The following is a 24,472-nucleotide window of genomic DNA, read 5'->3' as shown; positions in this document are numbered from 1 at the left end:
CAACGAATACCGGCGAAGATTTAAGCTGAGACAGTGGCGGAAAAACTGTCTATTTTAGAATCAGGTCTTTTTAAATCATAAGGAAAGGAAAGAATGGCGCGTAAAGTGGGGATCATCGGTGCCGGTCATGTCGGTGCTGACGTTGCATTTTCTTTAGTCACACAGGGATTGTGTGACGTGATTGTTCTGCTCGATGAGAACGAACCTAAAGCCGCCAGTCAGGCGCTGGAGTTACGCGATATGGCATCGCTGACCGCTTCCCGCGTGCAGGTTATCGCCAATGATTACAGCGAACTGCAAGACGCCGACGTTCTGGTGATCGCCGTGGGTCCGAAAACCTTACAGCGCGAAGACCGCCTCGAAGAACTCGCAGAGACCCGCGTTGCCGTGCGGGAAGTCATCCCCCGCGTGATTGCCAGCGGCTTCAGCGGCGTCATCGTCAACATCACCAATCCGTGCGATGTCATTACCCAGATTATCCAGCAGACCAGCGGATTCCCTGACTCGCAGGTATTTGGTACCGGTACGTCGCTCGATACCGCACGCATGAAACGCGTGGTCGGTGAATTCTTCGGCTTCGATCCGAAAAGCGTGACCGGATATGTGATGGGCGAACACGGCGAATCACAGTTTGTCGCCTGGAGCACGGTAACGCTGGGCGGTCGTCCGGTCGCTGAACTGGCGGGCGACCGTGACGTCGACTGGGCCAAAATGGACGATGCCGTACGCGGCGGTGGCTGGGAAATCCTGCAAGGGAAGGGCTGGACCAGTTTTGGTATCGCCACCGCCACGGCGCGCCTGGTTGATGCGATTTTGTCGGATGCGAACAGCGTCTATCCGGTTTCCGCTCTGGATGAAGAGCTGGGTGTTTATATTGGTCAGCCCGCCGTCATCGGCAAGAAAGGTATCGTGCAAACGTTGCAACCGGAACTGACCGCTTACGAAGGTGTGGCGTATCACGCTTGCGCCCGCGTTATCGCTGCCGCGCTGAAATCCGAAAAATAGCCAATACTCAATAAAAAACGTTGCAAGGCTCACCGGGAATAGCTGCAAATTGTTCAGGCATTAAGCAGTGAGTTCGAAAGCCATTGACTCATCCCGGTCTGCCCGTATAATCCGAACCCGCAACGCTCCCGAAAGGGACAAGCAATGCGCCCTTAGCTCAGTTGGATAGAGCAACGGCCTTCTAAGCCGTAGGTCACAGGTTCGAGCCCTGTAGGGCGTACCATTTTCACTTCTCTGCGCGTCTCCTAAAGTCTATAAAATCCCATAAAATAAGGCTACATAGCCATATCTCCCTCTCTTGACGTCTACTAACATCTATTGAAATCTACAGTCAAGTGGGGGTATCTTTGGGGGTACGCGCCCGTTCAATAAAGTGAGATACCCCCAAGTGAAGCTAAATGCCCGCCAGGTTGATACCGCCAAAGGCAAAGAGAAGCCCTATAAACTCGCTGATGGTGGCGGTCTGTATCTATTGGTAAATCCTAATGCGACCAAATACTGGCGCTTGAAGTACCGCGTCAGTGGTAAAGAAAAGTTATTAGCCGTGGGTGTATATCCTGACGTGTCATTGGCTGATGCCAGGGGCAAGCGTGACGAGGCGAAAAAGATACTGGCTGCTGGTGGCGATCCCGGTGAAGAAAAGAAAACGGAAAAGCTGGCAAAGAAAGCCAGTATAGAAAACACCTTCGAAGCTCTCGCCAGAGAGTGGCATGCTTACAAAGAGCCAAACTGGTCAAAAGGGTATGCTGAGGATTTGATGGAGGCATTCGAAAACGATATTTTCCCGTATATCGGCAAGAAGCCCATAGATGAAATCAAGCCTCTACATGTGCTCGACGCGCTTAGAAAGTTAGAGAAGCGTGGAGTTATCGATAAGATGCGCAAGATTCGTCAGGCGTGTAGTCAGACGTTCCGTTATGCCATTGTCACCGGCAGAGCTGAAAATAATCCAGCCAGTGAGTTGGCCGGCGCCTTGGTGGTTCAGAAGCATAAGCATTACCCGCACCTGGTCGCCTCTGAATTCCCTGAATTCCTGCAATCCCTGAGTGATTACTCTGGAAGCATTGTCACGCAGATGGCAACGCGCCTGCTAATGCTGACCGGCGTTCGTACGATTGAGCTGCGTGCAGCGGAGTGGGCTGAGTTTGACCTCGACAAAGGTGTTTGGGAAGTCCCGCAAAGCCGAATGAAGATGCGCCGCCCACACTTAGTGCCGCTATCTGAACAGGTGATGTTATTACTCCACCAGCTTCAGGAGATAACAGGGCGTTTTAAGTTTGTTTTCCCTGGCCGCAATGACAGCGCCAAACCAATGAGTGAAGCCAGCATTAACCAGGTGATTAAGCGTATAGGTTACGGCGGTCGAGCTACAGGCCACGGCTTCCGTCATACCATGAGTACCATTCTCCACGAACAGGGCTATAACACTGCGTGGATTGAAACCCAGCTCGCGCACGTTGATAAAAACAGTATCCGAGGCACCTACAATCACGCTCAATATCTGGATGGACGTCGAGAGATGCTTCAATGGTACGCCGACTATATGGACAGTCTCGAAGGCGGAGAAAGTGTGGTGCATGGGAAATTTGGGAAAAGCGCATAACTGGATGGATAGACAGTGCTGGTGGTTGATAGTAGACTTCTGTAGACGAACGAAAAACAGGCTATGTCTAGGCTGATCCCCGAAAACCAGTACGCCTCTACTGGCTGGCATAGCCCGATGCTTAGAGGGCTTGAGGTGGTTTTATGGGCGAAATACCGAGCAGTGAAGAAGAATTTAAAGCACAAATGAGAGAAATTGAGAATAAGATAAACTCTTCTAAGGACTTTTTTTCTACGTTAAACGAAAACAAATTAACACCGCAAGGGATTGCTGAAATAATTGATGTAAAAAAATATGATGAACTAACCAAAGACTTTGAACCAATTCAATACTTAGTCTCATTTGAGAGAAGGAGTGAGGTTTTTTACGCTTTAGAATATATAGATGAACTTAAAGCGGAAACCTATGAGGATTATATTGATTCAGGCAGTGATTTTTTAAGCGTTGAGGAATATGAGAGCGAAAAAAAAGAAAAAATATACTCAGAGCTTTTCGATATATCCGGGACAATCACTAGGATTATGGAAGGAGACAATATAAGCATCCGCCATGAGGATCTACAGTACTCACTTGGGTGGCAGCGTCAGATGCCGGTAAAACTTATTGATATGAAGCATATAACGTTTGAGAACCGATTAAACGGGCATTTGGGCGGCATGGAAAATGAAGCTAACAATAAATTAATTTGTGAGATTATCTCAGGTAATCCAACGGGGGCTGACATAAAAGCATTGCGAGAGATTCGTGATGGCTATGGTTGGCCCCGCTATGGTCTTAATCAAAGGGTTTGGGCTGAGGTGGATTTAAATACACCTGACGATATTTTATTTGATAGCTTTAAAAAGTTTGTTACTGAGGCAAGGGGGCTATCAGTGTTTCAAGATGATTCAATACCATATAGCTCATTTTCAGATGGTGTTGTTAAGTCTTCACATATTAATAAATGGTACTCTCTGAGGCTGTTGGCATACTTTGATTTAAAAATAATTTCAACGGTGACGAACACGAAGTTAACGATGAAAAATTATGGTGACATATTATTTTATGATGATTATGACGTTGATACCACAGAGAAAGTTAGGAAAACTGTAATCCCAATGGCAAATGAAGTTATGGGAAGTGGGTATCTTAATAATTTGCTAAAAAAAGTACTTTCGGAAATTTAGCCAAAAAAATATTACCGGAAGAAAATTTTAGAAAAATCTTCCGGTAAGTTTTCTTTTTTTTTCATCCCTTTGTTCATCATTTTCATTGATACAGAATTGCTCCTGTAGACCGCAAACACCGACAGGAGTTATATCAATGTCTCAAAATTTAATCCGCCTCCCTGAAGTACAGCGCCGTACTGGCTATAGCAAGGCGTGGATTTATCGCCTCATCAGTCAGAACCGTTTTCCTCGTTCCGTAAAGATCGGCATACGTGCTATCGCTTTTATCGAAAGTGAAATTGACGAATGGATCACTCAGCGGATCACTGAGTCACGCGGGGAGGCTGCCTAAATGCAAAAGAAAACCCGCACAGAGGCGGGCATTATCGAACAGGTTAGCGCCAACGATAATACCGCTATTCCTTCTATCAGACCAGCGCCTAAGAAATTCCGCGCACGCTGCTACATGATGCGTACCGGCGTTGAGGGCTGGACTGAAAATGATATTCTCCGCTACTGCCGCTTATCGTCTGGCCGCAACTACGCTACTGAATTAGAGCGCCAGCTGGATATTAATTTGGAACGCATTGACGAAAAGAACCCGGACGGCATCGGTAGCCATTTCCGTTATCGCTTTTCCTGCCGTGGCGACGTACTGCGCGTGATCCAGTTAGTGAACTATAACGCCGTTACTGGCGGCTATCGTGGCCTTTCTCAACCTGAGATTGCTGATATCCTCAGTCTTTACCCTGACGCTTTTCACGCCGCATAACGGAGCCTGAAAATATGAAGATGAAAAATATGCCCGTCATGGGGCAGGGATTCACTCACTCTGAATCTAGCCAGAGCACTATTTCCGGAAATGAGTTCGCCGCTATTGTTCCGGTTATTTCTGGTCAAATTGGCGGACGTGAAACCAATATTGTTAGTGCGCGAGCTTTGCATAAAACGCTGGGCGTTGGTCGTGACTTTTCTACCTGGTTTGGTGATCGAGCCGAAGACTATGCCTTTGTTCGTGGCGTAGATTATTTCACCGAAGATGATTTGACGGCAACATGGTTATCAAACGACCAATACTCCCCCATTTCGGGGAAAAATAAAGGTAAGGGACGACCTCAGAAAGACTACTACCCGACTATTACCATGGCTAAAGAGCTGGCGATGGTAGAACGCAATGAACAAGGCCGCGCCGTTCGCCGTTACTTCATCCAGTGCGAAGAAGCATTACAGATCAGTGCGCCAGCTATAGCGGCCAAATACCGCCACCAGCTCAAAGCCCGTATTGGTGCGGCAAACCTATTTAAACCGATGTGTGCCGCGTTAGAGGCCTATCGTGCCGAGCAGGGGAAGCAGACGTTACAGCACCACTACACCCTTGAAAGCAACATGATCGCACGCATCGTGCTGGGTGGGCTGACAGCTAAACAGTGGGCGAAGGCGAATAGCATTACCGGGGAACCGCGCGACGCTATGAACGCCGTTCAACTGGAGCATCTCTCCTATCTGGAAAGCACTAACACGACCCTGATCGATATGGGCATGGCCTACGACCAGCGTAAAGCCGAATTGATGCGCCTTTCTCAGCGCTGGTTAGCTAAGCACCTGGGGGCTGATCATGACTAATGCGGCCGTCCAGAAAGAAGCCCTTCCATTGGCTGGCGGGTTAACACCGGTTAACGTTCAGACCTTAGCCAAACTTAGCATGTTGAGCCTCACAAAACCTGACATGGGAACAGCCCCGGTTATTTCCGGTCAGTTGCGCGTCTCTTTTAGACCCGCGCAAACTTTACGCAACTCTTTCGGAGTTTCCCGATCTCTGCCCGGGAGTCTAACGTACCGCCCTAGTTTTGATTATCGCGAAACGCGAGAAAAGACTAACTGGATGATTTTGTTTAATTCCGGTGAATCGACGGAATCAGCTAACCCGTTGATTTCTTCTAAAACCTGCGTTGCAGGGCGTCGGGCAATCAAACACGATTACTGTTCGTGTTCACTTAAACCGGAAAACTATTCCGGTTCGACTGAACATAATCATTACTTAGGTTCGCTGGTCATCCGTTGCGGATGTACCTATGTAAATCAGCAACCTATAGGCAAAGAAAAAGGCAGCACTGCGAATGCTGCCCTTGAGATGGTGCCATTTTTGAATCATGAAGGAAATCAAGAGCATCCAGCATTGGAGAATGGCTATTTTTTCAGTCATCAAGAAAATAAACACCGTAGAAGTATGTACAGTGCTCGTAAGCCAACTCTGGCTTACCTTACAAATCATGAAGTTGCAAAGTTGCAGGATAACCAACCCTCTTTAAGAGGGTCAGCTCGGCATTTGTGCATCGCTAAAAGATACGCGCAAAACCTCCTGTCTCTAAGCGAGTCGGTTAACAGCCTTACCCGGAGTAAGCCTGTTCAGCCCTTTGGATCCACACCAAGAGACTTTTCACAAACGGAACGCAATAAATCATGCTCTTTACTTCCACACACAGAAGCGGAGGAAGAACACGATTTAAAAATAATGAGTGCGATTATTATTACTGCTAACCCTAAGACAATTTTTTTCATTGCTCATCCTTTTGGCTCGATGCCGCGTGATTGTAATTCCTTGCGGATGATTCTCTTAATCCAAGCGGATACAGAGGCGTCTCCATCTTGCGCCAATGCTTGCTTGATGCCTTCTTCTAAACCTGGCTCCACGCGCAAAGCGATCTGCTTGTTACCTTTACCTTTGATTTCGATGGTTGACATTTGGTTGACACCTGATTACTTTGAAATGGCAACCAAGTGTATGACAGGTGCATACCAAAAGGCAACGCCCCGGACTGTTCGAGCAGTACCGAGGCGTCTTACCACCAACGATAGAATAAGTATCGAGGCAGCTATGAAAGAGCATACCCAAACTCACCCGAAATATCAGTACCGCTTTCGTTTTCTGGCTCTCTGCGCGACTGGCAGTGCCATTATCCACATCACCGCGCCTGACGAGCACGCAGCACGTGAAATGTCTCCCACTGGTTTTGTGATGGTCTTCACCGCTCGCCTTCCGGTGGAGGTGCGCCATGCATAAAGAAACCTTTGAAGTAGTCACCCATGCTGAAAACGCACTGGCATACGGTAATCAGGCCATCGCAGTACTGGATATGTGGATGGACACCCTGACGATAAACGACAACTACGAAGCTAATCGTGTGGCCGCTGTGCACAGTCTTATGCATGAAGCGCTATCACACCTTCAAAAAGCCACGGAGGTACGCCATGCGTGAGCCAATTGCTTTAGACGTTGCCGAATACCGCGCCGGCCTTGCCTGTTCGCTTTACGAAACCATTATGGAAAAAGCCTGCAACGAGTGTTCGCCGCAGCTTATCGACCTGATTAGTCTCGCATGCGATATCAACCAAGAGGTTCATCAATCCCTGAGGGCGGCAACGGGGGTGAACCATGTCGCATGAAATCACAATCCAGCAGGCAGCTAATCGCGCTGACCAGGCGAATGTAACCCTGCTGATGCTTCGCAAGGTAATCGACGATATGGACACTTGCGATATTGAAACTGCGGTAGTTATAGCCTGCGATCTGGTGGGTTCAGTCGCGGCATGGCTTATCGAAGAGCAAGCACAGAGGGAGAAAGCCCATGCGTGAGCCAATGCCAAATGAACGTTATCAGGATAAACAGGGCGACGTGGTCACAGTCCGGTCGGTGTCATTCCGTCGTGTGACTTTCGTTCGCGAGGGCTATACCAGCCCGGCATTTATGCTAGTCCATCACTTTACTGAACAATACACGCTGATCCCGGAGGTCAAATGAAGAGCAAATTTATCCACATTAAAGCAACCCCGGCCGGTATCAGCATTGTGTTACGCGCCGACGCAGGCAAACAGCAGATCGGATACTCAGCGGCTATCAGACAGCTTGAGGAGGGTCACTATGACCACTACCTGTCTGATGGGCTGCGTGTGGTATCGGAAATCGCTCAGGCGAGTAAAAAAGGCTGGTTTAAGCAGTCCGACGAGCAGGCGGTAATCGTCTGGCGCTGGCTGGTGGCCTGCCTGTTTATCGATGAACAGTTGGCGAAACACGGCACCATTGATGCCACCAAAATGGATGGAACGACAGAGAAAGCAGCAGTCTATCGCGGGCAGTACGGCGGCATTGTTATTTACCCGGCAACTGAGCGTTTCGCTTTGGCAAACCATATCGAGGGTATGGCTTTTGAGAGGTTCAGCGCTGTTAAGGCCCATGACCAAATAGTGAAGCTCTATCAACACATGGCCGAAGCCGATCCCCTCAACGGTAATTTGCGTTTGTCTCAGTGGGGGCGTGAGTCGTTGGCAATTTTACATGACGGCTTCATTCAGAAGGTTAACGCCGAAGGCTGGCCGGAAACACCAACGGCTCACTAAGGGAATTGAAATGAGAAATATTGACCTAATTCGCGAAGTGACCGCCGCAGCCGCAGGGCGCTGGCCTGACGTTTTGTCATTGGCTGGCATTACCGTTCCGCAATCACCGCGCCAGCACTCAACCTGCCCGGCGTGTGGTGGAAATGACCGTTTCCGCTTTGACGATGGCGGGCGTGGTTCCCATTTCTGCAACCAATGCGGTGCTGGTGACGGGCTGGATTTAGTAGCGAAGGTGAACCGCTGCGACACTTCAGAAGCGGCGCGGATTGTTGCTGACACGATAGGTATTGATTACCGGGTAACAGAAACCAACCACGAAGCAGCCAGCCAAAGGCGTGAGCAAATGGAAGCCAGACGTCTGCAGCGTGAGCAGGAGCGCCAGCAGCGGGCGGACACAGAAACATCGAAACGCCGCAAAGTCTTCACAGGAAAATATCAGGCAATGGCAGCGCAGGCAAAGCCGGGCGAAAGCGCATACCTCATTGCTAAGGGGCTGGATGGTTTCACATATCCAGTTCTGCCCGACGGTTCGCTATTGCTGGCGCTCTATGACGAATTTGGGACGGTGACCGCCGCGCAGACTATTACCCCAATGGGGGTAAAGCGTCTTTTAACTGGTTCTGCGAAGAAAGGCGCCTTTCACGCCGTCAACGCACAGGAGAAGCCACAGAGCATAATCATTGCCGAAGGGTTAGCCTCAGCACTGACGGCACACCTGATGCGGCCTGATGCCCTCACAGTGGCAGCAATCGACGCGGGCAATCTGCTACCCGTGGCTCAACTCATGCGCCAGCAACACCCAGACGCGCAAATCATCATTGCCGGTGATAACGATTGGCACATGCCGGGAGAACTTGACGAAAACGGAAAGCCGAAACAAAACATTGGGCTTATCTCCACCGAAAAATCCGCAAAATCAGTGAACGGGTGGGCATCACTACCACCGACAGAGCACGAGGCCGATTGGGATGATTACCGCCATCAAAACGGGCTTGACGCCGCCATAACCGCTTTTAACGAATCCATGTATCAACCGCAGGGGAAAGCCGTGACCGTTCAACTTAAAGCCATTGAAGGCGGTAAAAAAGACCATCAGGGCGCTGATCCTCTTAAGCCTCACGTTGTAAGCCGAAAAGATGGCGTTTTTTGGATAACACCCAAGGTGGACAAAGAGAGTGGCGAGATCATCAACAATGAAGCGTGGCTTTGCTCACCACTGGAAGTCGTCGGATTGGGACGTTACGAGTCCGACGATTATCTCATTCTCTGCTGGATCCCTGTCGGGGCAGATAAACCAGTTACCCGTTCTATTCCTGCCGCAGATATTGGCGAACGTGAGGGTTGGCGCTCACTGAAAGCTGGTGGGGTAAGCGTCACAACCAAAAACCAGTTGCGAGCCGTACTGGCAGACTGGTTACAACGTACCGGCACCCGTGAACTATGGAGTGTAACGCCTCGTTCTGGCTGGCACTGTGGTGCCTATATCATGCCGGATGGTGAAGTTATCGGCACACCCGACCAGCCCGTATTGTTTCGTGGTGGCAGTGCTGCCGCTGCTGGTTATTCCGTACATGGAACTGTTGAAAGTTGGCGGGATAGCGTGGCCCGTCTGGTTCGGGGCAATCCATCTATGATGCTGGGAATTGCCACCGCGCTTGCTGCGCCGCTGGTGGGACTGGTACAAGCTGATGGGTTTGGCGTTCACCTATTTGCCCGTTCCAGTGCAGGGAAAACTACCACTGCCAATATTGCTACCAGCCTTTATGGTCAGCCTGATTTACTGCGTTTGACATGGTACGGAACGGCGCTGGGTATCGCTAATGAAGCAGAGGCCCACAATGACGGCCTATTGCCTTTGGATGAAGTCGGGCAGGGCGCACGGGCACAGGATGTAGCAACCAGCGCCTATACCCTGTTCAACGGCAAAGGGAAGCTCCAATCAAAAGCTGAAGGCGGTAACCGGGCACTACGACACTGGCGAACGGTGGCTATCAGTACCGGTGAGCACGATATCGAAACATTTTTGCTTAATGAAGGGATTCGCCCTAATGCGGGCCAGCTGGTACGCCTGCTGAATGTGCCAATGGAAAAATCTGTCGTTCACCATGAACACAAAGATGGTAAGCAACATGCTTGGGCCCTGAAACAGAGCTGGGAAGCCAACCACGGAGCCGCAGGCCGGGAATGGATCCGCTGGCTGGCAGAACACAAACAGGAGGTCAACGACGCACTGAAAACCGCAGCAACCCGTTGGCTATCTCTGATCCCTGCTGACTATGGTGAGCAAGTTCACCGCGTAGCTGACCGCTTTGCCATTCTGGAGGCGGCATTGTTGATGGGTAGAGTGATCACCGGCTGGAGTGAACAGGAATGCCGGGATGCCATCCAGTACAACTTCAATCTTTGGGTGCAGGAATTCGGTACCGGCAATAAAGAGATTCAGCGCATTATCGAGCAGGCAGAGGGATTCCTAAATGCTTATGGGTTTAGCCGTTATCTTCCACACCCTGAGACGGATGCGCGTGATCTGCCGATTAAGAAACTGGCGGGTTATCGTGAAGAAGATAAAGTTACTGGACGCATGAAGTTTCACACCTTCCGGCAAGCCTTCCAGGAAGAAATATCACAGGGCGTTAACTATAAAACATTCGCTAGTGTGCTAATTGATGCTGGCATGTTGTGGGCAGATCATGACGGGGGGCATACACGGAAAACACTGCGTGTTGGAGATAAACAGCAACGATTTTATGTGTTGATGTACGCACCGGACAGTGCGGAAAGTGAATAATATGCGCCCACACGAGTAAAATCATCCGGTTCAGTCGGTTCAGATACAGATATAAATGAACAAGTGGCTGATATTAAATAAAATAATTCATTTTAAATGAACCGACTATGAACCGGATTTATCGTTAAATGAACCGACTTTATACTATTCTGAACCGGATTATTTACTGGCTAGCAAATTGGACAGAAGGCACCGTAAACCGGATTTGAACCGGGTGAACCGACTCGGAAAACAGCATTTCCGGTTCAAAGAAAGACGTGATTTTTATTATGATTCAAGTGGTTGGCAATAGTGAACCGGAAAACCGACTGAACCGACTGCTTTTGCATATATACAAAAAATATAAAATATGGGGTGGGAAATGACTATCAAGAAGTATGTTGAAGCTAAAGGGCGTCCGTGCCTGTATGTTCCGGGAGATCATTTGGATTACTGTGATGAACATAAATACCCGGTGCTCATTGTCTGGTACCGAACCACAAAAGCAGATATCACCTGGATTAATGAACCCTATCAGTGTTCGCATAACTGGTTATTCTGTCGTGATGATTTCAGGCAGGACATCGAGGCGCGCGCAGAGAAAATCTATCTCAGATATGCCACAGCAAAAACAGCCAGAGCAATAACCTACTCGTTTATGACGCTATACGATTTGAGTATCCCTGATGCCAGGTGTGCTGCTGATGAACTGTTTGATATGACACTGGCAATAATCGGTGAATATACCGAAAAGGAAAAAACACAATGACCGCACAAATATCAGCATACGGGCGCTTAGTCGCAGATCCACAGACGCGCACCACAGCGAACAATAAACATATGGCGATGGCTCGCCTGGCCGTTGCGCTTCCCTGCCATTCAGCACAGAACGGCGAGGCCACTTACTGGCTGGGCGTAGTGGCTTTCGGAAAGCAGGCGGAATTGCTGGCGCAGCACCAGAAGGGCGACCTGATAAGTGTTGCCGGTAATATGCAGCTTAACCAGTGGAAGGCGCAGGACGGCACCCAGCAAGAAGCGCCACAGGTTATTGCCGATAGTGTTATCAGCGCACGTACAGTTCACGCTGGCGCGCAGAAGACCGCAGGCACGGCGCAAGGACAGCCACCCACCCCACAAGGCACACCGCCAAACCACGCGCCGGGTTGGGAAGTTTACCAAAACGAGTTTGACCAACGCCCACCGTTTGATGATTAATCCGGGCTTTAAGGCTACTGGAGTTGCCAGTGATAAGAGACGATAAGGCCGAGCATTTGGAAGAGTCCGGGCTTTACTACAGAGCGGCTAGCCGGTGGCTGGCAGTATTCGATCAGCACCAAAGCGAAGATGCCCGCGAGTGGCTCATAAAACGCCGTGAACAATGCCTTTCAAAGGTTGGTGATCCGCTGGCTGACAGAGCCAGACGCAGGCGGGAATATAAAGCGATGGCGCGATACGCAGGATAAGTGCGGTGTTCGATTAATGGCCTTTGGGCACAAGCTTCAAAATCACCCAGCCTTTCACAAAACGCAACGATAGCGTTTGTTATTGCGATAAATGAAACTATAATACCTGTATAAATATCAGGGGGTGCCATGAGTAAAACAAACGTTAAAGTCGTCTTACTGAGCAGTGACCAGTTAGACGCTATCAAAAAGATTCAGGAACAAGAGCGCATAAAATCACCGCTGGGTGTTGCGCCAACTATTCACGTCATTGCCCGTGGATTGATGGATAAAGCGCTGGAGGGGCTGAAAGCATGAGTCAGAACTGGATGCGTCACTTCGAGTTAAGGCTACTCGATGAAAATGGAAAAGGTATCAGCCTCAGTGATTTCAAAGTTACTTTTGAAGTAGAGCGTAATGACAACAAGTGGCCAGCTGTTGGCACGGTCAAGATTTACAACCTTTCACCTCAGACGCAAAACCGCATTATGCAGAGAGAGTTTGCCAAAATTGTACTAATCGCAGGCTATGACGGCCTTGCGCCAGATGTTCGTACCAGCGATGTTGGTATCGCGCGGGACATACCCACCAGTGAAGTCGGGAATTCCAACGGCTCAAATTATGGTGTCATTTTTAGCGGAGATATTCGCTTTACGGTGACCGGAAAGGACAATCCTGTTGATTCGTGGGTTCAGGTACAGGCGTGCGACTCTGTAGAAGCGTTTACCAATGCGTTTATCAACACCTCTATCAGCAAGGGTTACACCACGGAAGATATTTATATCGAGCTTATGAGAAGGTTAGAACCTTACGGAATTTCCCGTGGCATCGTCCCCGAATTCCCGTCGACGGTGTTTCCACGTGGTCGCGCACTCTTTGGTTACGTCCATAATTATCTCGATGAAATAGCGACGCAGTGTAAAGCTACCTGGCAATTCAATTACGGAAAAGTCGATATTGTGGCAAGGGACAGAGCAACGCATGAGGCTGTAGTCCTAAATTCAAACACCGGTCTGATTGGAATGCCACAGCAGACCATCGGCGCAGGCGTCAATGTGCGGTGCCTGATTAATTCCGAAATACTCCTGAACGGGCTTATTCAGCTGGATCAGGCTTCGGTGTATCGCAATAAGTTAACAGAACAGGATTTATTCAGTGGCCGTTTCGTTGAGAAAGATATAAACGGCAATCTGGTACCGATAACCAAGATTAGAGATGAAAACGGTAACCTGATTAATGCCCCGGCAACATCCCAACCTGCCAGCGTAGCCACCGATGGAGTTTATAAGGTTCGATATATCAGTTACACGGGCGACACTCGCGGGCAGGCATGGTACATGGATCTGGCCTGTGAGGCTCGAGGAAGTACGGATGTGCCTTCTAGCTCATTTATGAATAAACAGGGTTAAGAATGAAAAAAATCATATTGCTGGTTGGTATTTTAAGTGCGGGGGCAAGTCATGCCGCGCAGATTATCACTATGCAGTGCGGGGGATTTCGATTTGAAATAATCGAAAACTCAATGTCAAAAATTAACGGGGAGTTTGTTACATCTCAGAAAATAACCGAGTTCGGCAAAAATGGCGCCAAAGTGGAAATGACGCTCATGCCTGCCAGTGACGGTAACATGTATGGCTTCGAATACATTCACCCAGACGGTAGTAATAAACGCTGGCTGAACGTCGAACTTATCCGCACCAATATGAATCAGGGTCGGATTATTGGCACATTTGACTGTTCGCGAGTAAAGGGCTGAGGGGAATAAAATGCCATTCATTCGACCAGCAGGCGAACAGGATGTAACGCAGCTTATTATTAACAATAGCAAAGCGTACGTAAACAATGTGTTGCCCGGCATAATTCGTTCATTCGACCCAGAAACAGTAACCTGCGATGTTGATATAGCCATTATAGCAAAGCTCACCAAGCCGGGTACTGTTAGTGAAGATTGCCAGTATGAATCTGTCCGGTATCCAATCCTCACTGATTTACCCGTCATATTCCCTCGCGGAGGCGGGGTTACGTTAACTTTCCCCCTCAAAGAAGGTGACGAATGCCTGATTGTTTTTTCGTCGCGTAGTATTGATTTCTGGTGGCAAAACGGAGGCGTACAGGAGAGAGCAGATAGCAGAGTTTTAGACATCTCTGATGCGTTCGTTATCCCCGGGCCGCAGTCTCAGACAAAGAAAATCAGCGGTATCAGCACCAGCGCCGTGCAATTGCGCACCGATGATGCTGGTGCCTATGTTGAGCTGAATCCGGGCAACCACGCTATCAATCTCAAAACATCCGGCAACCTCACGGCACAGGCCGCTGGTAGCATCACCGTTACCGCACCGACCATCACGCTCAACGGCGACGTGACGATTAACGGCAATCTCTCACAGGGTATGGGCGATGGCGGCGGCGCCGCGACGATGCTAGGGCCGATCACCGTTACCAACGACGTTACCGCTGGCGGCAAGAGCTTACAGAATCATGTTCACAGCGGCGTACAGACGGGCAGCGGACAGACCGGAAAGCCGCAGTAAAGATGCGCCACCCAAGAAAGTGACGGAGGTTAATTCTATTTGGACTTTGTTACTTATCGTGAGCCGCTTTAAAAATTGAGTCCGTTATGCAAAAAACCAATGCGCCAGCAGGTCATGCGCAAGGTTTTAAGGAGTTGGAATGACCCTATCAGATGAACAAAAAACGCTTTTCGATACCCTTACGAGATTACAGAAGCGCTTCGTTACCCAGCTGCTTAATGGCGACAATCAAACGCAGGCATACCGGAACGCAGGTGGCAAAGCCAAAGGCGATACTGAACGCTCTAAAGCCAGCCAGATAGGTTCAAATAGGAACGTGCAGGCCTTTTTGAAAGCCGTTCAGTATGAAACGTTGAATGAAGCCTTCATGACCTACGAAGAGTCTATCTCACGACTCTCAGCGATGGGACGCACGACCATTCAGGATATCGTGACCTGGGGGAATTTTCAGATAGGCGAGGACGAGAACGGCGAGCCGGTCTATCAGGCATCATGGAAATTCAAACCTATCGAAGAAATAAAGCCAGAGCACCTGTCCGCTATCGCTGAACTATCAACGGGTAAAGACGGCATTAAACTGAAACTTCACGACCCGAAGGCGGCCATCAAACAACTGGCAGAAATGCGCGGCTGGGAAGCACCGAAGAAAACCGAACTTAGCGGGCCGAATGGCGGAGCAATTCAGACAACCAATCTTACCGCTGACGAAGCCGCCGAAGCGTACCGCAAGCTGATGGGATAGATGTAGATGCGGGGTAATCCCGCATGATGATTTCCAGATTAAGAAAAGTACGCATTCTGGTACGCAGTCAAAAGACAGTTCTCTATGCGAACCTTAGCACCTGGCAAGCAGGCATTGCGAAATCACACTACAACATGAGGCCACATCATGCGAAGCCAGCACACGTTAGAACTCGCCATGTTACAGGTAGCCAGCCAGAGCGGTGAGCCGATGGACAGTCAGACGCTATACGAGGTGAGAAATGAGATTAGAAATGTTCTGGCGGTGAAAGAGCGCCAGCGTCAACGAATGACCGCACCGGCCTACCAGTGGAAGAAACATGTACCACTGAGATGAACCAGATTGTTACTAAATGGATATAAGATTTTGAAATAGCCCCTAGGTTGGGCAGAGACTCCATCCTCATATGCAAGTGAAATCGGATAAAGTATAAACATTGATAGGTAAAAACATTTAGCCCTCTCTGTAGGGGCGGTGATTAGTTATAACAACTACATATAGTGTTTCTATCTGATGTACAGCCAGCTGTACACAATTTAGCGTGACCAGTCACATTGACATAAAAGCAACGTAGTGTAGATTTAGCAGCAACTGAGCCCGGCCCACTGGCTTGATCCCATCATAGATGGGTGATTGTTATGGCCGGGCCTTCTCATATCTGGGGCATGGAAACGCTGAATGACTGATCCGGTAAAGGTTCATAAAGAATATGACCAACTAATCGATCTGCTACTTTCCCGTGGCATGAATGTTCCCGACCGTCCCCATGCAATAAAAAAAATCTCGCAGGTAGGCTATTACCGCCTCTCGGGCTTTTGGTATCCGTGTCGAATCCCTCACATAACCCCTGAAAACATCAGAACGCGATTGGATCAGGTGCGCCAAGGGACAAACTTCCGGGATGTATACGACCTGTATTTGTTCGATAAAAATCTACGCCTTTTGATGATGAATGCCTTGGAGCGAGTCGAGGTTTATGTTCGCTCCGTCATTGCACATGAAATTGGCAAAATATCCCCTCTTGGGTACTTGGACGATACGCTGATCAATCCCAAGCATTTGACGCCTCGGCGCGGGGGTCGTTGTAGCGCAAGAGATGAATGGCTTACCAAGCATTCAAAAGAAATAGCCAAAAGCAGAGAGGATTGTATCAAGTGGCACGAAGGTAAATACGAAGGATTGCCGTTCTGGGTAGCTATTGAGGTTTGGGATTTTGGCTTAATGTCAAAATACTACGCCATGCTGAAGGATGGTCACCGCAATGGGATACTTTCTAGGCTTGGTATAGCTCCTGGTAATGGAGCTATCTTTCAAAACTGGCTTAGTGCCATGAACGTACTTAGAAATCGGTGCGCTCATCACTCACGTATCTGGAACAAAGTTAACGAGCCTAAGATAATGCCATTACCAAACCATCCTTATTTCGAACGTTTACGCATGAACGACGATGCTTACGAAAGGATGTACGGGATGATAGCCGTGCTATGGTTATTGGTGAAGGAGATAGGCCCTGGCTCTAATTGGGTCAGAGATGTTGCTGATTTGATAGATAAAAAACCATACTTGCCCGGGTGTAATTTGACGGCGATGGGGTTCCCTAACAATGAAGGATTCCCCCGGGAATTATTTGATATTCAATAAATTAGCTTTGTGTTATCCGATCAGGGCGGCAGTAATTAGGTTGGCATTGTCCCCGTGCCGCTTCCACGCGCTGTAAATGTCCTTATCCCACGCTTTACCCGCTTTACTCTGATAACCGGCCTCATTGAGCCGTTCAGCAATAACACACCTGTTCTCGAAACCTGCATGTACTGTGACAATCAATATCATGAATCATGGCAGCTTCAACGTATAGATGTAAGGAATTGCTTGCTTACCAACTGCGCCGCGCCGGTAACTTACTCGGTACGCAAACTGGTACGCAGTGAGAACGCAACCGCAAAGTGCGTACCGCATAATCCCGCGCCAGACCTGAACGCAGCGAGCATGGTACGCAAAGTGAAAGCGAGTTTCCGGGAAATACGAAACGGATAAAGAAGTGCGTACCGCCCCCGAATAACACAAGCGCCAGACAAAAGAACGTATGGACTCCATCGCAATAACCATCAGCACAGTGTTAAAGCAAAGCTGTATCAGATTTTTTTCCCTTCCAGATGGCAATCGTAAGATGTACCCCCGTGTTCATTGATCAACCAATCCACAGCATGCCCCGAGATTCGATTTATTGAGACATGGGTCATCGCACCCCAAGTTTTCCTATTTCTAGATGCTTCAATTGTGTACTCAATTTCTTTATCAGTAATAACCGGCCTTACCACTCTAAACCATGTATCGTCCCGACCTTGCGACTCACCATCGATGGATACTATAACTGCCTCGCTGAACCATGTTGTTGTAAGCCCATTTTTGACGCATGTACTTCCTGACTGAGCTTTCATGTTAAAGCAAAGTTTACTTTGCGATAGATACGGGGCAGGCCAAATACCAGTAGCTGATTGGTCATTTTTATTGGCAGGTTCGCAGACTATTAAGTGAGTGGTGGTTGCTCCTGCAGGCAAGGCGAACATAAGGGCGGCGGCTAAAAGTTTATGTTTCATTGAATAATGGATCCTTAGTGAGCTGGGTTTATCTGATGCAAAGTAGCTGAGTGTTTCTTTTTTGAGGGCTACCATTCTCATGGCTGGCTGATTACATACTGTGGATACATCTATCCTACAATAAGGGTACGAGAAAATTTTAGTCATGATTTTTCTACCTTCAAAACAGATGGAAAACGTCATAAAAAGAGCCACACAAAAACAATTGGGGGTATCTTTGGGGGTATGTAGAAAGATATTGTATTTATATTGTGTTTAATAACAGCTTATTAGCTATTTATATCTAACCCTGTAGGGACCATTTCGAAGAAAAAAATTTCTCACCAGTCAGAACACACCAGCCGCTACTACCAGATTCAACATCACACAGATAACTTAATTATTTGAAATTCATATTGTTGAATGCGTATTTACGCCTTCAGCCTGTACGCCGGAATGCGCCTTGTTGTTCCTGTCAGAGTATCAAATACCTCGACTTCAGACGTTGCTATTGCCATCCCTGTTTTTCTCAGCCTTTGTACATCAGCCGCAATACGCTGAAGTCCGAACCAAAAAAGCCCATCCAGCGGATTGACCTCCAGCCCGGCCTCCAGCGACAAACGAAGACGTTCACGCGGTGCTTTTGTTTGTTGCGCTATTTCCCGGTAAGTGGCTTCCGTTAAACCTGTCGCATCAATGCGCCGGATTCGCGTCGTAAGATGGTATTGAAACTCGTCCGGTATCCCACCCAGATCCATTTTGAGACTGTAGACGCAGCCAAAGCGCTTGCCATTAAACAGCACATTTTTTTGACTGAGTTGCAATTCATCGCGCACGCTGTCAATGAGTTGGGGGGCTCGGGTAAGCAGAAGCCTGAAAGGAAGCTCAAAGCTGGTGACATAATCTACATTGAGAAGTGCGATACGCAGACGCTCTGCTGCACCCGCCTTATTCTCCTGACATTCGGCAATGACATCTTTCCATTGCTGGATAAGGCGAGGGTGTTTTGCCGCTTCAGAAAAAAGGTATTTCTCAATCTGGTAGTCAATGCGTCCAGTCACACCGAATTCCCCTCTGGTCATATTTCAATATCGGTTGCTTACTTTATGACCGCGTCAGGTTATCACCGGAAGCTTTCATAAAGGCCTCATCGCGGGGACAGAAAATGTCTTCCACAACGAATTATTTCATAGTGGCTCAGAAATCCAGCTCAAGCGCAAAACACAGATATGCCATCAGTGGCGCGCAGTGTCTGAACTGCTCAGCGCAAAAATCGACAACATCTGGCTTGCACAGATCCTCAAAGGCGATGTTTTTAACCGCGATGAAATCTTTGCGTTTTAACTCTGTCAGCAACGGATGATTTTTATCAAAGCCTCTTGGCGGACGACTCAGGCTGTCGCCATCCATCACAAATCCGTTATCGTGCAATGTCTTCAATGCTTTCTGATAAGCGTTCGGATTTTCGTCAATGCATGCGCGAATGGCGTTTAATGCTTTCGATTCCGGATGCCAGATCCCTGCCGCAATAAAACATCCGTCTTCGGCGATGTGCAGATAGAGCCCCGGAGCGTGAACATCTTTACCCTGAAAATGACGAAACTGAATCCCGACATTGGTCTTGTAAGGCGTTTTGTCTTTGCTGAACCGGCTGTCGCGCTGCGGGCGCATAAGGCTTCCGCCGACTTTCTTCGAAACGGCGGTCAGCCTCGGCGAAATGGCAATAATCTCTGGCTGCATTTGCTCAATAAACTGCAGGGCAGGGGTTCTCAGCGTGTTCTCGTATTCATCCTGATTAGCTTTAAACCAGTCACGGGTGTTGTTTTGTCCGAGCTTATTGAGAAATTGCAGACCGGCTGCGCTAAAAATTGTCCCTGCCGCAACCGGCGTTTCAGGTGTCTGAGTCGTCATTATCGATGAACCTTTCTTGCTGCCAATGGATGATGCCTTAGGGAATGTTAGCGAGTTTTCAGCGCATCTGCTACGGGCTTAGACAGTATAAGCCCGATTTGCATGGGTAATATCCAGGCTAAGCATGGTTAGGATATTAATTAGTTAATGTGATAGTTAGCGGTTAGGTTTATTTTATAGTGAATATAATCCTACCGATAATGGAATTAATATCTTTTTCTGTCGAAAAATATAATTAAATACTGACAAAGATCAACCAGGCAGAACAGTAAGGTCTTACTCTCTCGGAGGGTTTTTACATTACAACTGGGGGATTTATGAAAATAAAAGAGTTTTTTGCTATGACAACGCCTGATCGTCGCCGGTACGGTGTCGCCTTATTTGTCGGTATTATTGCCGGTATCTTGTCGGCATTTGTAAAATGGGGCGCTGAGGTGCCTTTACCACCACGCACTTTCTCCGGAGGACGCGATGAATTTAATCCACCGTATCTGTTCCTGAGGGATTATCTGGGTATCGATCCGACGCAGACTATTTTTCACTTTTCCGAACACATTATTAATCCTGTGCATATTACGCATATCATTTTCTCTCTGACTTTCGCGATTGGCTAGTGTCTGGTTGCTGAAGTCTTTCCGAAAGTGAAATTATGGCAAGGTGCGATGGCCGGTATCATTGCGACCGTTGCTGTACATTGGATGTTTATCCCGTTACTGCACCTGTCACCGCCATTATCAGGGATCCCGCTGGATGAATATATTTCAGAATTGCTGGGACATATCTTCTGGTTCTGGACGATTGAAATGATCCGCCGCGATTTGCGAAACAGAATAACGCGTCAGCCGGATGCAGAAGTGCCATTGGATTCACCTTTCCGTTAAGGCTTCAGAAAACATTAACCCGAAGGTAATATTCTTATTGTCAATGCTAGGGTGCTGAAATGCTAAAGATAGATATGGATGGTTTATCAATGAGTAAATTAAAACTCTCTGCTTTAATCACAGGGGGAATTCTGTTTGTTATTATTATGTTTGGAGCATGGTATTCCGTTGATGAAACTGAGCGCGGTGTTTTGTTACGTAATGGTGCGCTCGTCGGAGTTATTGAGCCTGGCTTATCGTTCAAAATGCCTTTATTTGAAAAAGTGAAGTTTATTTCTGTGCAAAGTCAGGTCAGCGTCTACGACCAGATGCAGGCGTACAGTAAAGATCAGCAGGCCGCAACGCTGAAAGTCTCGGTGTCATGGCATGTGCCGCCGACAGAAGTCGCGAAAGTTTACAGCCAGTATCAGAATAATGTCGGATTAAACGATCGTTTAATCAGTCGTCAGGTTCCCACTCAGGTCGAGAATGTATTCGGTGGCTATACGGCAGTGGATGCTGTCCAGCATCGCGGACAGCTGGTCACGGATATTGCGAACGCCATTAAAAAGAATGTGGTAGGCCCGGTCACAATAGACAGCGTTCAGGTCGAAAATATCGATTTTAGCGAAGCTTATGAACGCGCGGTGGAAGCCCGAATGACGGCAGAAGTCCAGGTGAAAACTCGTGAGCAGGAACTGTCGACAGAGCAGGTACAGGCGCAAATCCGTGTCACTCAGGCACAAGCTGAAGCGGATGCACAACTGGTTCAGGCCAAAGCGCAGGCCGAAAGTACGCGTCTGCGGGGCGAGGCGGAAGCCACCGCAATCAAAGCCCGTGCACAAGCGCTGGCCAGCAATCAGAATCTGGTGGAGTTAACCAAGGCCGAACGCTGGAACGGGGTATTACCCACCACCGTTCTTCCGAACGGAACTTTACCCTTTATTGATGCCGTTAAATAAAATGGCAATATGAATCAGCGCCTGCTTTTTGCGGGCGTTTTTCTTTCCCTTCGGTTGATCCCCGTCACAAAAAATCCCGCATAGCACGATTGTGTATATATGTGCCTTTCCTGCTCTCACCCTGCCGGTGACTTTTGCCTATCGTAACCGTTGAATACTTTCAGGGAGCGGCTAATGCGTGAATTAGAAAAAATGACACGTGGTTTGGATTACCACATTAATGATGAAGAGCTGCGGGAAATCCGTTTTCAGACCCGCGATAAAGTGGATGAATTTAATGCGCTGAACGCCCGTCAGGGGGCTGAGAAAGATACGCTTATCAGAAAAATATTTAGTGAGGTGGGCAGTAATGTTCATTTCGAGAAGGGAATGCGCATTGATTACGGCATCAATACCGTTCTCGGCAATAATGTTTTCATCAATTTTAATTTTGTCTTACTCGATTGTGCACCTGTCACGATTGGGAATAACGTTTTTATCGGGCCTGACGTGCAAATTTATACCGCGCAGCATCCGCTGGATATTGATTTACGACGTGAACATAGTGGCAGCGCACAGCCGGTGAGTATCGGAAATGATGTCTGGATTGGCGGCGGATGTGTAATTTTACCCGGCGTGACGCTGGGCGACGGCTGCACGGTTGGCGCAGGCAGCGTGGTGACCCGTTCTGTACCTGCGGGCGCAGTCGCCTGCGGTAATCCGTGCAGGGTTATCCGCCATAACGTGCAAGATAACTGACTTTACTTTTTAGTATTTCAGGGGCAGTTTCTGCACTTCTAACCGTATTCCTTCAAGATATTAAGCGGTTGCTTTCATTTTCTCCCCGTGTACTTTTTAAAAATGAGCCATACTTGAAAGGCGCAAATCAGGTTTATCCCGAATTTTCAACGTCTTTGAAGGAATGTCTATGCAGCCATTGTTAAGTCATCCGGCTTTCTTTTTTGTGGCCTGTTTTGCTCTGATGTCACTGGGTGGGTGTGGAAGTATCTTTTTATTACGTCGCCAGAAAAAACTCGATAATGATGTACTGGAAGATTTTGGCATCGTGCAGGCTGCAACGTTAACGCTGCTGGCGCTGCTGATCGGGTTCAGTTTTTCCATGGCGGTCAGCCGTTATGATCAGCGAAAAAACTACGAAGAAGAAGAAGCCAATGCCATCGGAACAGAATATTTGCGTGCGGATCTGGCGCAGGAAGGCAATGCCGGGAATATCCGTCAGCTGCTGAAAGATTATCTGGAACAACGGCTGGCGTTCTATCAGACCCGTGCTCCGAAAGAGCTGGAGAAAATCAGTACGCAAACGGGGGAGCTGGAAACTAAGCTCTGGCAGTCTGTATTAACCGAGGCGAAAAGCAATCCTACTCCGGTGGTGGCTTTGCTGGTTTCCGGCATGAACGATGTGATTAATACGCAGGGCTACACGCAGGCTGCGTGGTGGAACCGGATCCCGGTATCAGCATGGATACTGATGATGGTTATCGCATTATTCAGCAGCATGCTGGTGGGGTACGGTGCGCGCAGTAATTCAGCCAAGAGCGCCTATTTGTTTATTCTTCCGCTGATGGTGTCACTTTCTATGGCACTGATTGCCGATATCGACAGCCCGCGTGGGGGCTTAATCCGCGTTGTGCCTCAGAATCTGATCAGTTTGCAGCATTCTTTGGCACCCTGATAAATAAGTGAAAATATTCGCAAGGCAATCTGTATTTGCAAATGAATGATACCTCAGCGGTTAAAACATCATTTCATGCAGGTTGCTTTCGATATTAATAAAGAAATCACCTCTTCTGAATTTTAGATCCAGTCAATTAATGAATGAAATTCATAACGCCATTCTGATTTGTCCTCTGGTTGCTGCCAGTCAACGGCGTTATTGTGAACTTACAATGACTAAGACAACGGCAGCCTGTGCCGAAGCGGAGAATGAAATGACTGACAAAATGAAAATCACCAAAAGCGGTTCCGTCCCTTCACAACAGGGACCGGAGAATTACTTCACCGGTAAAGTGCGTATCGATTCACCTTTCAGCGGTACCGAATCTGCCCGCGTTGGTGGCGCGACCGTGACCTTCGAACCTGGAGCCCGCACTGCATGGCATACGCATCCGCTGGGTCAGACGCTGATTATCACGCAGGGGCGCGGCTGGTTGCAGGAAGAGGGTGGCGAAATCCGTGAGATGAATGTCGGAGATATCGTGTGGATCCCTGAAGGGGTGAAACACTGGCACGGCGCTACGCCGCAGAATGCCATGACTCATATCGCCATTGCCGAATCCCTTAACGGCAGTCCGGTTGAGTGGATGGAAAAAGTGACTGACGCTCAGTACTCCAGATAATTTACCTCCCTGCCTCAGGACGCAGCTTTTGGGCTGCGTTCACTCAAATCCTGTCCGGTATTGCTGGTCAGGATTTCGTTGTTTAACCTAAATTCCCTGATTAACGATCAATGCCTCTTATTTAAGCCTAAAAACCCCGCTGTTCGGGCCATTAAAACCCATGCTTTCAGTAGCTCTCCGATAACCAACTCGA

At 48.5% G+C, this 24,472-nt stretch carries 32 protein-coding genes, 1 tRNA gene and 1 pseudogene; 29 read left to right on the top strand and 5 right to left on the bottom strand.

Annotated elements, in window-relative coordinates; translation table 11 throughout:
- The first annotated feature begins 93 nt into the window (after nt 1-93).
- From D6C13_RS10320 to D6C13_RS10290, 7 genes are all read left to right on the top strand, one after another.
- The gene (locus D6C13_RS10320) at nt 94-1,005 is read left to right on the top strand and encodes an L-lactate dehydrogenase (protein WP_120132666.1); all 912 of its coding nucleotides are present in this window, start codon (nt 94-96) and stop codon (nt 1,003-1,005) included.
- Nucleotides 1,006-1,151: 146 nt separating this feature from the next.
- A tRNA-Arg gene (locus D6C13_RS10315) sits at nt 1,152-1,228 on the top strand.
- Nucleotides 1,229-1,393: 165 nt separating this feature from the next.
- Nucleotides 1,394-2,608 (top strand): tyrosine-type recombinase/integrase, encoded by a 1,215-nt coding sequence (locus D6C13_RS10310; protein WP_120132665.1) that lies wholly within the window; start codon nt 1,394-1,396, stop codon nt 2,606-2,608.
- A gap of 143 nt (nt 2,609-2,751) precedes the next feature.
- Nucleotides 2,752-3,774: a DUF6387 family protein gene (locus D6C13_RS10305; RefSeq protein WP_120132664.1), complete on the top strand. Its 1,023-nt coding sequence runs from the start codon at nt 2,752-2,754 to the stop codon at nt 3,772-3,774.
- Between the two features lie 136 nt (nt 3,775-3,910).
- Nucleotides 3,911-4,108 (top strand): helix-turn-helix transcriptional regulator, encoded by a 198-nt coding sequence (locus D6C13_RS10300; protein WP_120132663.1) that lies wholly within the window; start codon nt 3,911-3,913, stop codon nt 4,106-4,108.
- The gene (locus D6C13_RS10295; protein ID WP_120132662.1) at nt 4,109-4,528 is read left to right on the top strand and encodes a hypothetical protein; all 420 of its coding nucleotides are present in this window, start codon (nt 4,109-4,111) and stop codon (nt 4,526-4,528) included. It begins immediately after the preceding gene.
- Between the two features lie 14 nt (nt 4,529-4,542).
- Nucleotides 4,543-5,379: an antA/AntB antirepressor family protein gene (locus D6C13_RS10290; RefSeq protein WP_120132661.1), complete on the top strand. Its 837-nt coding sequence runs from the start codon at nt 4,543-4,545 to the stop codon at nt 5,377-5,379.
- 783 nt (nt 5,380-6,162) lie between these two features.
- Here D6C13_RS10290 and D6C13_RS25905 read toward each other — a convergent pair.
- On the bottom strand, nt 6,163-6,315 hold the full coding sequence (locus D6C13_RS25905; protein WP_244212672.1) for a hypothetical protein: 153 nt from the start codon (nt 6,313-6,315) through the stop codon (nt 6,163-6,165).
- Nucleotides 6,316-6,318: 3 nt separating this feature from the next.
- Nucleotides 6,319-6,498 carry a hypothetical protein gene (locus tag D6C13_RS25900; RefSeq protein WP_120132659.1) on the bottom strand — a complete coding sequence of 60 codons (180 nt, stop codon included), beginning with the start codon at nt 6,496-6,498 and terminating at the stop codon, nt 6,319-6,321.
- On the opposite strand from D6C13_RS25900, the gene D6C13_RS26130 reads away from it, so the two are divergent.
- The 17 genes from D6C13_RS26130 (at nt 6,422) to D6C13_RS10200 (ending at nt 17,275) form a co-directional block, all read left to right on the top strand.
- Complete coding sequence (locus tag D6C13_RS26130; protein WP_341868022.1) at nt 6,422-6,817, top strand: host cell division inhibitor Icd-like protein; 396 nt, start codon at nt 6,422-6,424, stop codon at nt 6,815-6,817. The two genes, D6C13_RS25900 and D6C13_RS26130, sit on opposite strands and share 77 nt — an antisense overlap.
- On the top strand, nt 6,810-7,013 hold the full coding sequence (locus D6C13_RS10270; RefSeq protein WP_120132657.1) for a hypothetical protein: 204 nt from the start codon (nt 6,810-6,812) through the stop codon (nt 7,011-7,013). The genes D6C13_RS26130 and D6C13_RS10270 overlap by 8 nt, the downstream gene beginning before the upstream one ends.
- Nucleotides 7,006-7,200: a hypothetical protein gene (locus D6C13_RS10265; RefSeq protein ID WP_120132656.1), complete on the top strand. Its 195-nt coding sequence runs from the start codon at nt 7,006-7,008 to the stop codon at nt 7,198-7,200. The genes D6C13_RS10270 and D6C13_RS10265 overlap by 8 nt, the downstream gene beginning before the upstream one ends.
- Nucleotides 7,190-7,390: a hypothetical protein gene (locus tag D6C13_RS10260; RefSeq protein ID WP_120132655.1), complete on the top strand. Its 201-nt coding sequence runs from the start codon at nt 7,190-7,192 to the stop codon at nt 7,388-7,390. Before D6C13_RS10265 ends, D6C13_RS10260 begins: the two co-directional genes overlap by 11 nt.
- Complete coding sequence (locus tag D6C13_RS10255; protein ID WP_120132654.1) at nt 7,383-7,556, top strand: DUF4222 domain-containing protein; 174 nt, start codon at nt 7,383-7,385, stop codon at nt 7,554-7,556. The genes D6C13_RS10260 and D6C13_RS10255 overlap by 8 nt, the downstream gene beginning before the upstream one ends.
- Nucleotides 7,553-8,152, top strand: coding sequence for a hypothetical protein (locus D6C13_RS10250; RefSeq protein ID WP_120132653.1), 600 nt, complete (start codon nt 7,553-7,555; stop codon nt 8,150-8,152). The genes D6C13_RS10255 and D6C13_RS10250 overlap by 4 nt, the downstream gene beginning before the upstream one ends.
- A 10-nt stretch (nt 8,153-8,162) precedes the next feature.
- Nucleotides 8,163-10,940 (top strand): TOPRIM and DUF927 domain-containing protein, encoded by a 2,778-nt coding sequence (locus D6C13_RS10245; RefSeq protein ID WP_120132652.1) that lies wholly within the window; start codon nt 8,163-8,165, stop codon nt 10,938-10,940.
- 361 nt (nt 10,941-11,301) lie between these two features.
- Complete coding sequence (locus tag D6C13_RS25630) at nt 11,302-11,688, top strand: hypothetical protein (RefSeq protein ID WP_244212670.1); 387 nt, start codon at nt 11,302-11,304, stop codon at nt 11,686-11,688.
- Nucleotides 11,685-12,134, top strand: coding sequence for a single-stranded DNA-binding protein (locus D6C13_RS10235; RefSeq protein WP_120132651.1), 450 nt, complete (start codon nt 11,685-11,687; stop codon nt 12,132-12,134). Before D6C13_RS25630 ends, D6C13_RS10235 begins: the two co-directional genes overlap by 4 nt.
- A gap of 29 nt (nt 12,135-12,163) precedes the next feature.
- Nucleotides 12,164-12,382 carry a PerC family transcriptional regulator gene (locus D6C13_RS26200; protein WP_425272710.1) on the top strand — a complete coding sequence of 73 codons (219 nt, stop codon included), beginning with the start codon at nt 12,164-12,166 and terminating at the stop codon, nt 12,380-12,382.
- Between the two features lie 129 nt (nt 12,383-12,511).
- On the top strand, nt 12,512-12,679 hold the full coding sequence (locus D6C13_RS25625) for a hypothetical protein (RefSeq protein WP_167458014.1): 168 nt from the start codon (nt 12,512-12,514) through the stop codon (nt 12,677-12,679).
- A complete protein-coding gene (locus D6C13_RS10225; protein WP_120132649.1) occupies nt 12,676-13,770 on the top strand; it encodes a hypothetical protein in 1,095 nt (364 codons plus the stop codon). Before D6C13_RS25625 ends, D6C13_RS10225 begins: the two co-directional genes overlap by 4 nt.
- Before the next feature lie 2 nt (nt 13,771-13,772).
- Nucleotides 13,773-14,117, top strand: a complete 345-nt coding sequence (locus D6C13_RS10220; protein ID WP_120132648.1) for a hypothetical protein — start codon at nt 13,773-13,775, stop codon at nt 14,115-14,117.
- Between the two features lie 10 nt (nt 14,118-14,127).
- A complete protein-coding gene (locus D6C13_RS10215) occupies nt 14,128-14,892 on the top strand; it encodes a Gp138 family membrane-puncturing spike protein (RefSeq protein WP_167458013.1) in 765 nt (254 codons plus the stop codon).
- A 139-nt stretch (nt 14,893-15,031) separates the two neighbouring features.
- On the top strand, nt 15,032-15,634 hold the full coding sequence (locus D6C13_RS10210) for a terminase small subunit (RefSeq protein WP_120132647.1): 603 nt from the start codon (nt 15,032-15,034) through the stop codon (nt 15,632-15,634).
- Nucleotides 15,635-15,781: 147 nt separating this feature from the next.
- Nucleotides 15,782-15,970 (top strand): hypothetical protein, encoded by a 189-nt coding sequence (locus D6C13_RS10205; protein WP_120132646.1) that lies wholly within the window; start codon nt 15,782-15,784, stop codon nt 15,968-15,970.
- A gap of 342 nt (nt 15,971-16,312) precedes the next feature.
- Nucleotides 16,313-17,275: an Abi family protein gene (locus D6C13_RS10200; protein WP_120132645.1), complete on the top strand. Its 963-nt coding sequence runs from the start codon at nt 16,313-16,315 to the stop codon at nt 17,273-17,275.
- 491 nt (nt 17,276-17,766) lie between these two features.
- Here the strand turns inward: D6C13_RS10200 and D6C13_RS10195 are convergent, their stop codons facing one another.
- The 3 genes from D6C13_RS10195 to D6C13_RS10185 form a co-directional block, all read right to left on the bottom strand.
- Nucleotides 17,767-18,231: a hypothetical protein gene (locus D6C13_RS10195; protein WP_120132644.1), complete on the bottom strand. Its 465-nt coding sequence runs from the start codon at nt 18,229-18,231 to the stop codon at nt 17,767-17,769.
- Between the two features lie 410 nt (nt 18,232-18,641).
- Nucleotides 18,642-19,271: an ECs1377 family protein gene (locus D6C13_RS10190; protein WP_120132753.1), complete on the bottom strand. Its 630-nt coding sequence runs from the start codon at nt 19,269-19,271 to the stop codon at nt 18,642-18,644.
- A 136-nt stretch (nt 19,272-19,407) separates the two neighbouring features.
- Nucleotides 19,408-20,121, bottom strand: a complete 714-nt coding sequence (locus D6C13_RS10185; RefSeq protein ID WP_120132643.1) for a DUF2461 domain-containing protein — start codon at nt 20,119-20,121, stop codon at nt 19,408-19,410.
- 317 nt (nt 20,122-20,438) lie between these two features.
- Here D6C13_RS10185 and D6C13_RS10180 point away from each other — a divergent pair.
- The 5 genes and pseudogenes from D6C13_RS10180 to D6C13_RS10160 all read left to right on the top strand — a co-directional run bounded on the left by D6C13_RS10180 (nt 20,439) and on the right by D6C13_RS10160 (nt 24,279).
- Nucleotides 20,439-21,002, top strand: a pseudogene (locus D6C13_RS10180) (YagU family protein).
- An 89-nt stretch (nt 21,003-21,091) separates the two neighbouring features.
- Entirely contained in the window at nt 21,092-21,943 is an 852-nt protein-coding gene (locus D6C13_RS10175; protein WP_120132642.1) for an SPFH domain-containing protein, read from the top strand.
- Between the two features lie 174 nt (nt 21,944-22,117).
- Nucleotides 22,118-22,681: a sugar O-acetyltransferase gene (locus D6C13_RS10170; RefSeq protein WP_120132641.1), complete on the top strand. Its 564-nt coding sequence runs from the start codon at nt 22,118-22,120 to the stop codon at nt 22,679-22,681.
- Between the two features lie 169 nt (nt 22,682-22,850).
- Nucleotides 22,851-23,615: a bestrophin-like domain gene (locus D6C13_RS10165; RefSeq protein WP_120132640.1), complete on the top strand. Its 765-nt coding sequence runs from the start codon at nt 22,851-22,853 to the stop codon at nt 23,613-23,615.
- Between the two features lie 268 nt (nt 23,616-23,883).
- The gene (locus tag D6C13_RS10160) at nt 23,884-24,279 is read left to right on the top strand and encodes a (R)-mandelonitrile lyase (RefSeq protein WP_120132752.1); all 396 of its coding nucleotides are present in this window, start codon (nt 23,884-23,886) and stop codon (nt 24,277-24,279) included.
- The last annotated feature ends 193 nt before the right edge of the window (nt 24,280-24,472 follow it).

Origin of the sequence: Rahnella woolbedingensis (genome assembly GCF_003602095.1) — a bacterium.
Lineage (GTDB): Bacteria > Pseudomonadota > Gammaproteobacteria > Enterobacterales > Enterobacteriaceae > Rahnella > Rahnella woolbedingensis.
Note: the sequence above shows the minus strand (reverse complement) of the source record. Positions and strands in the feature narration are given on the sequence as shown.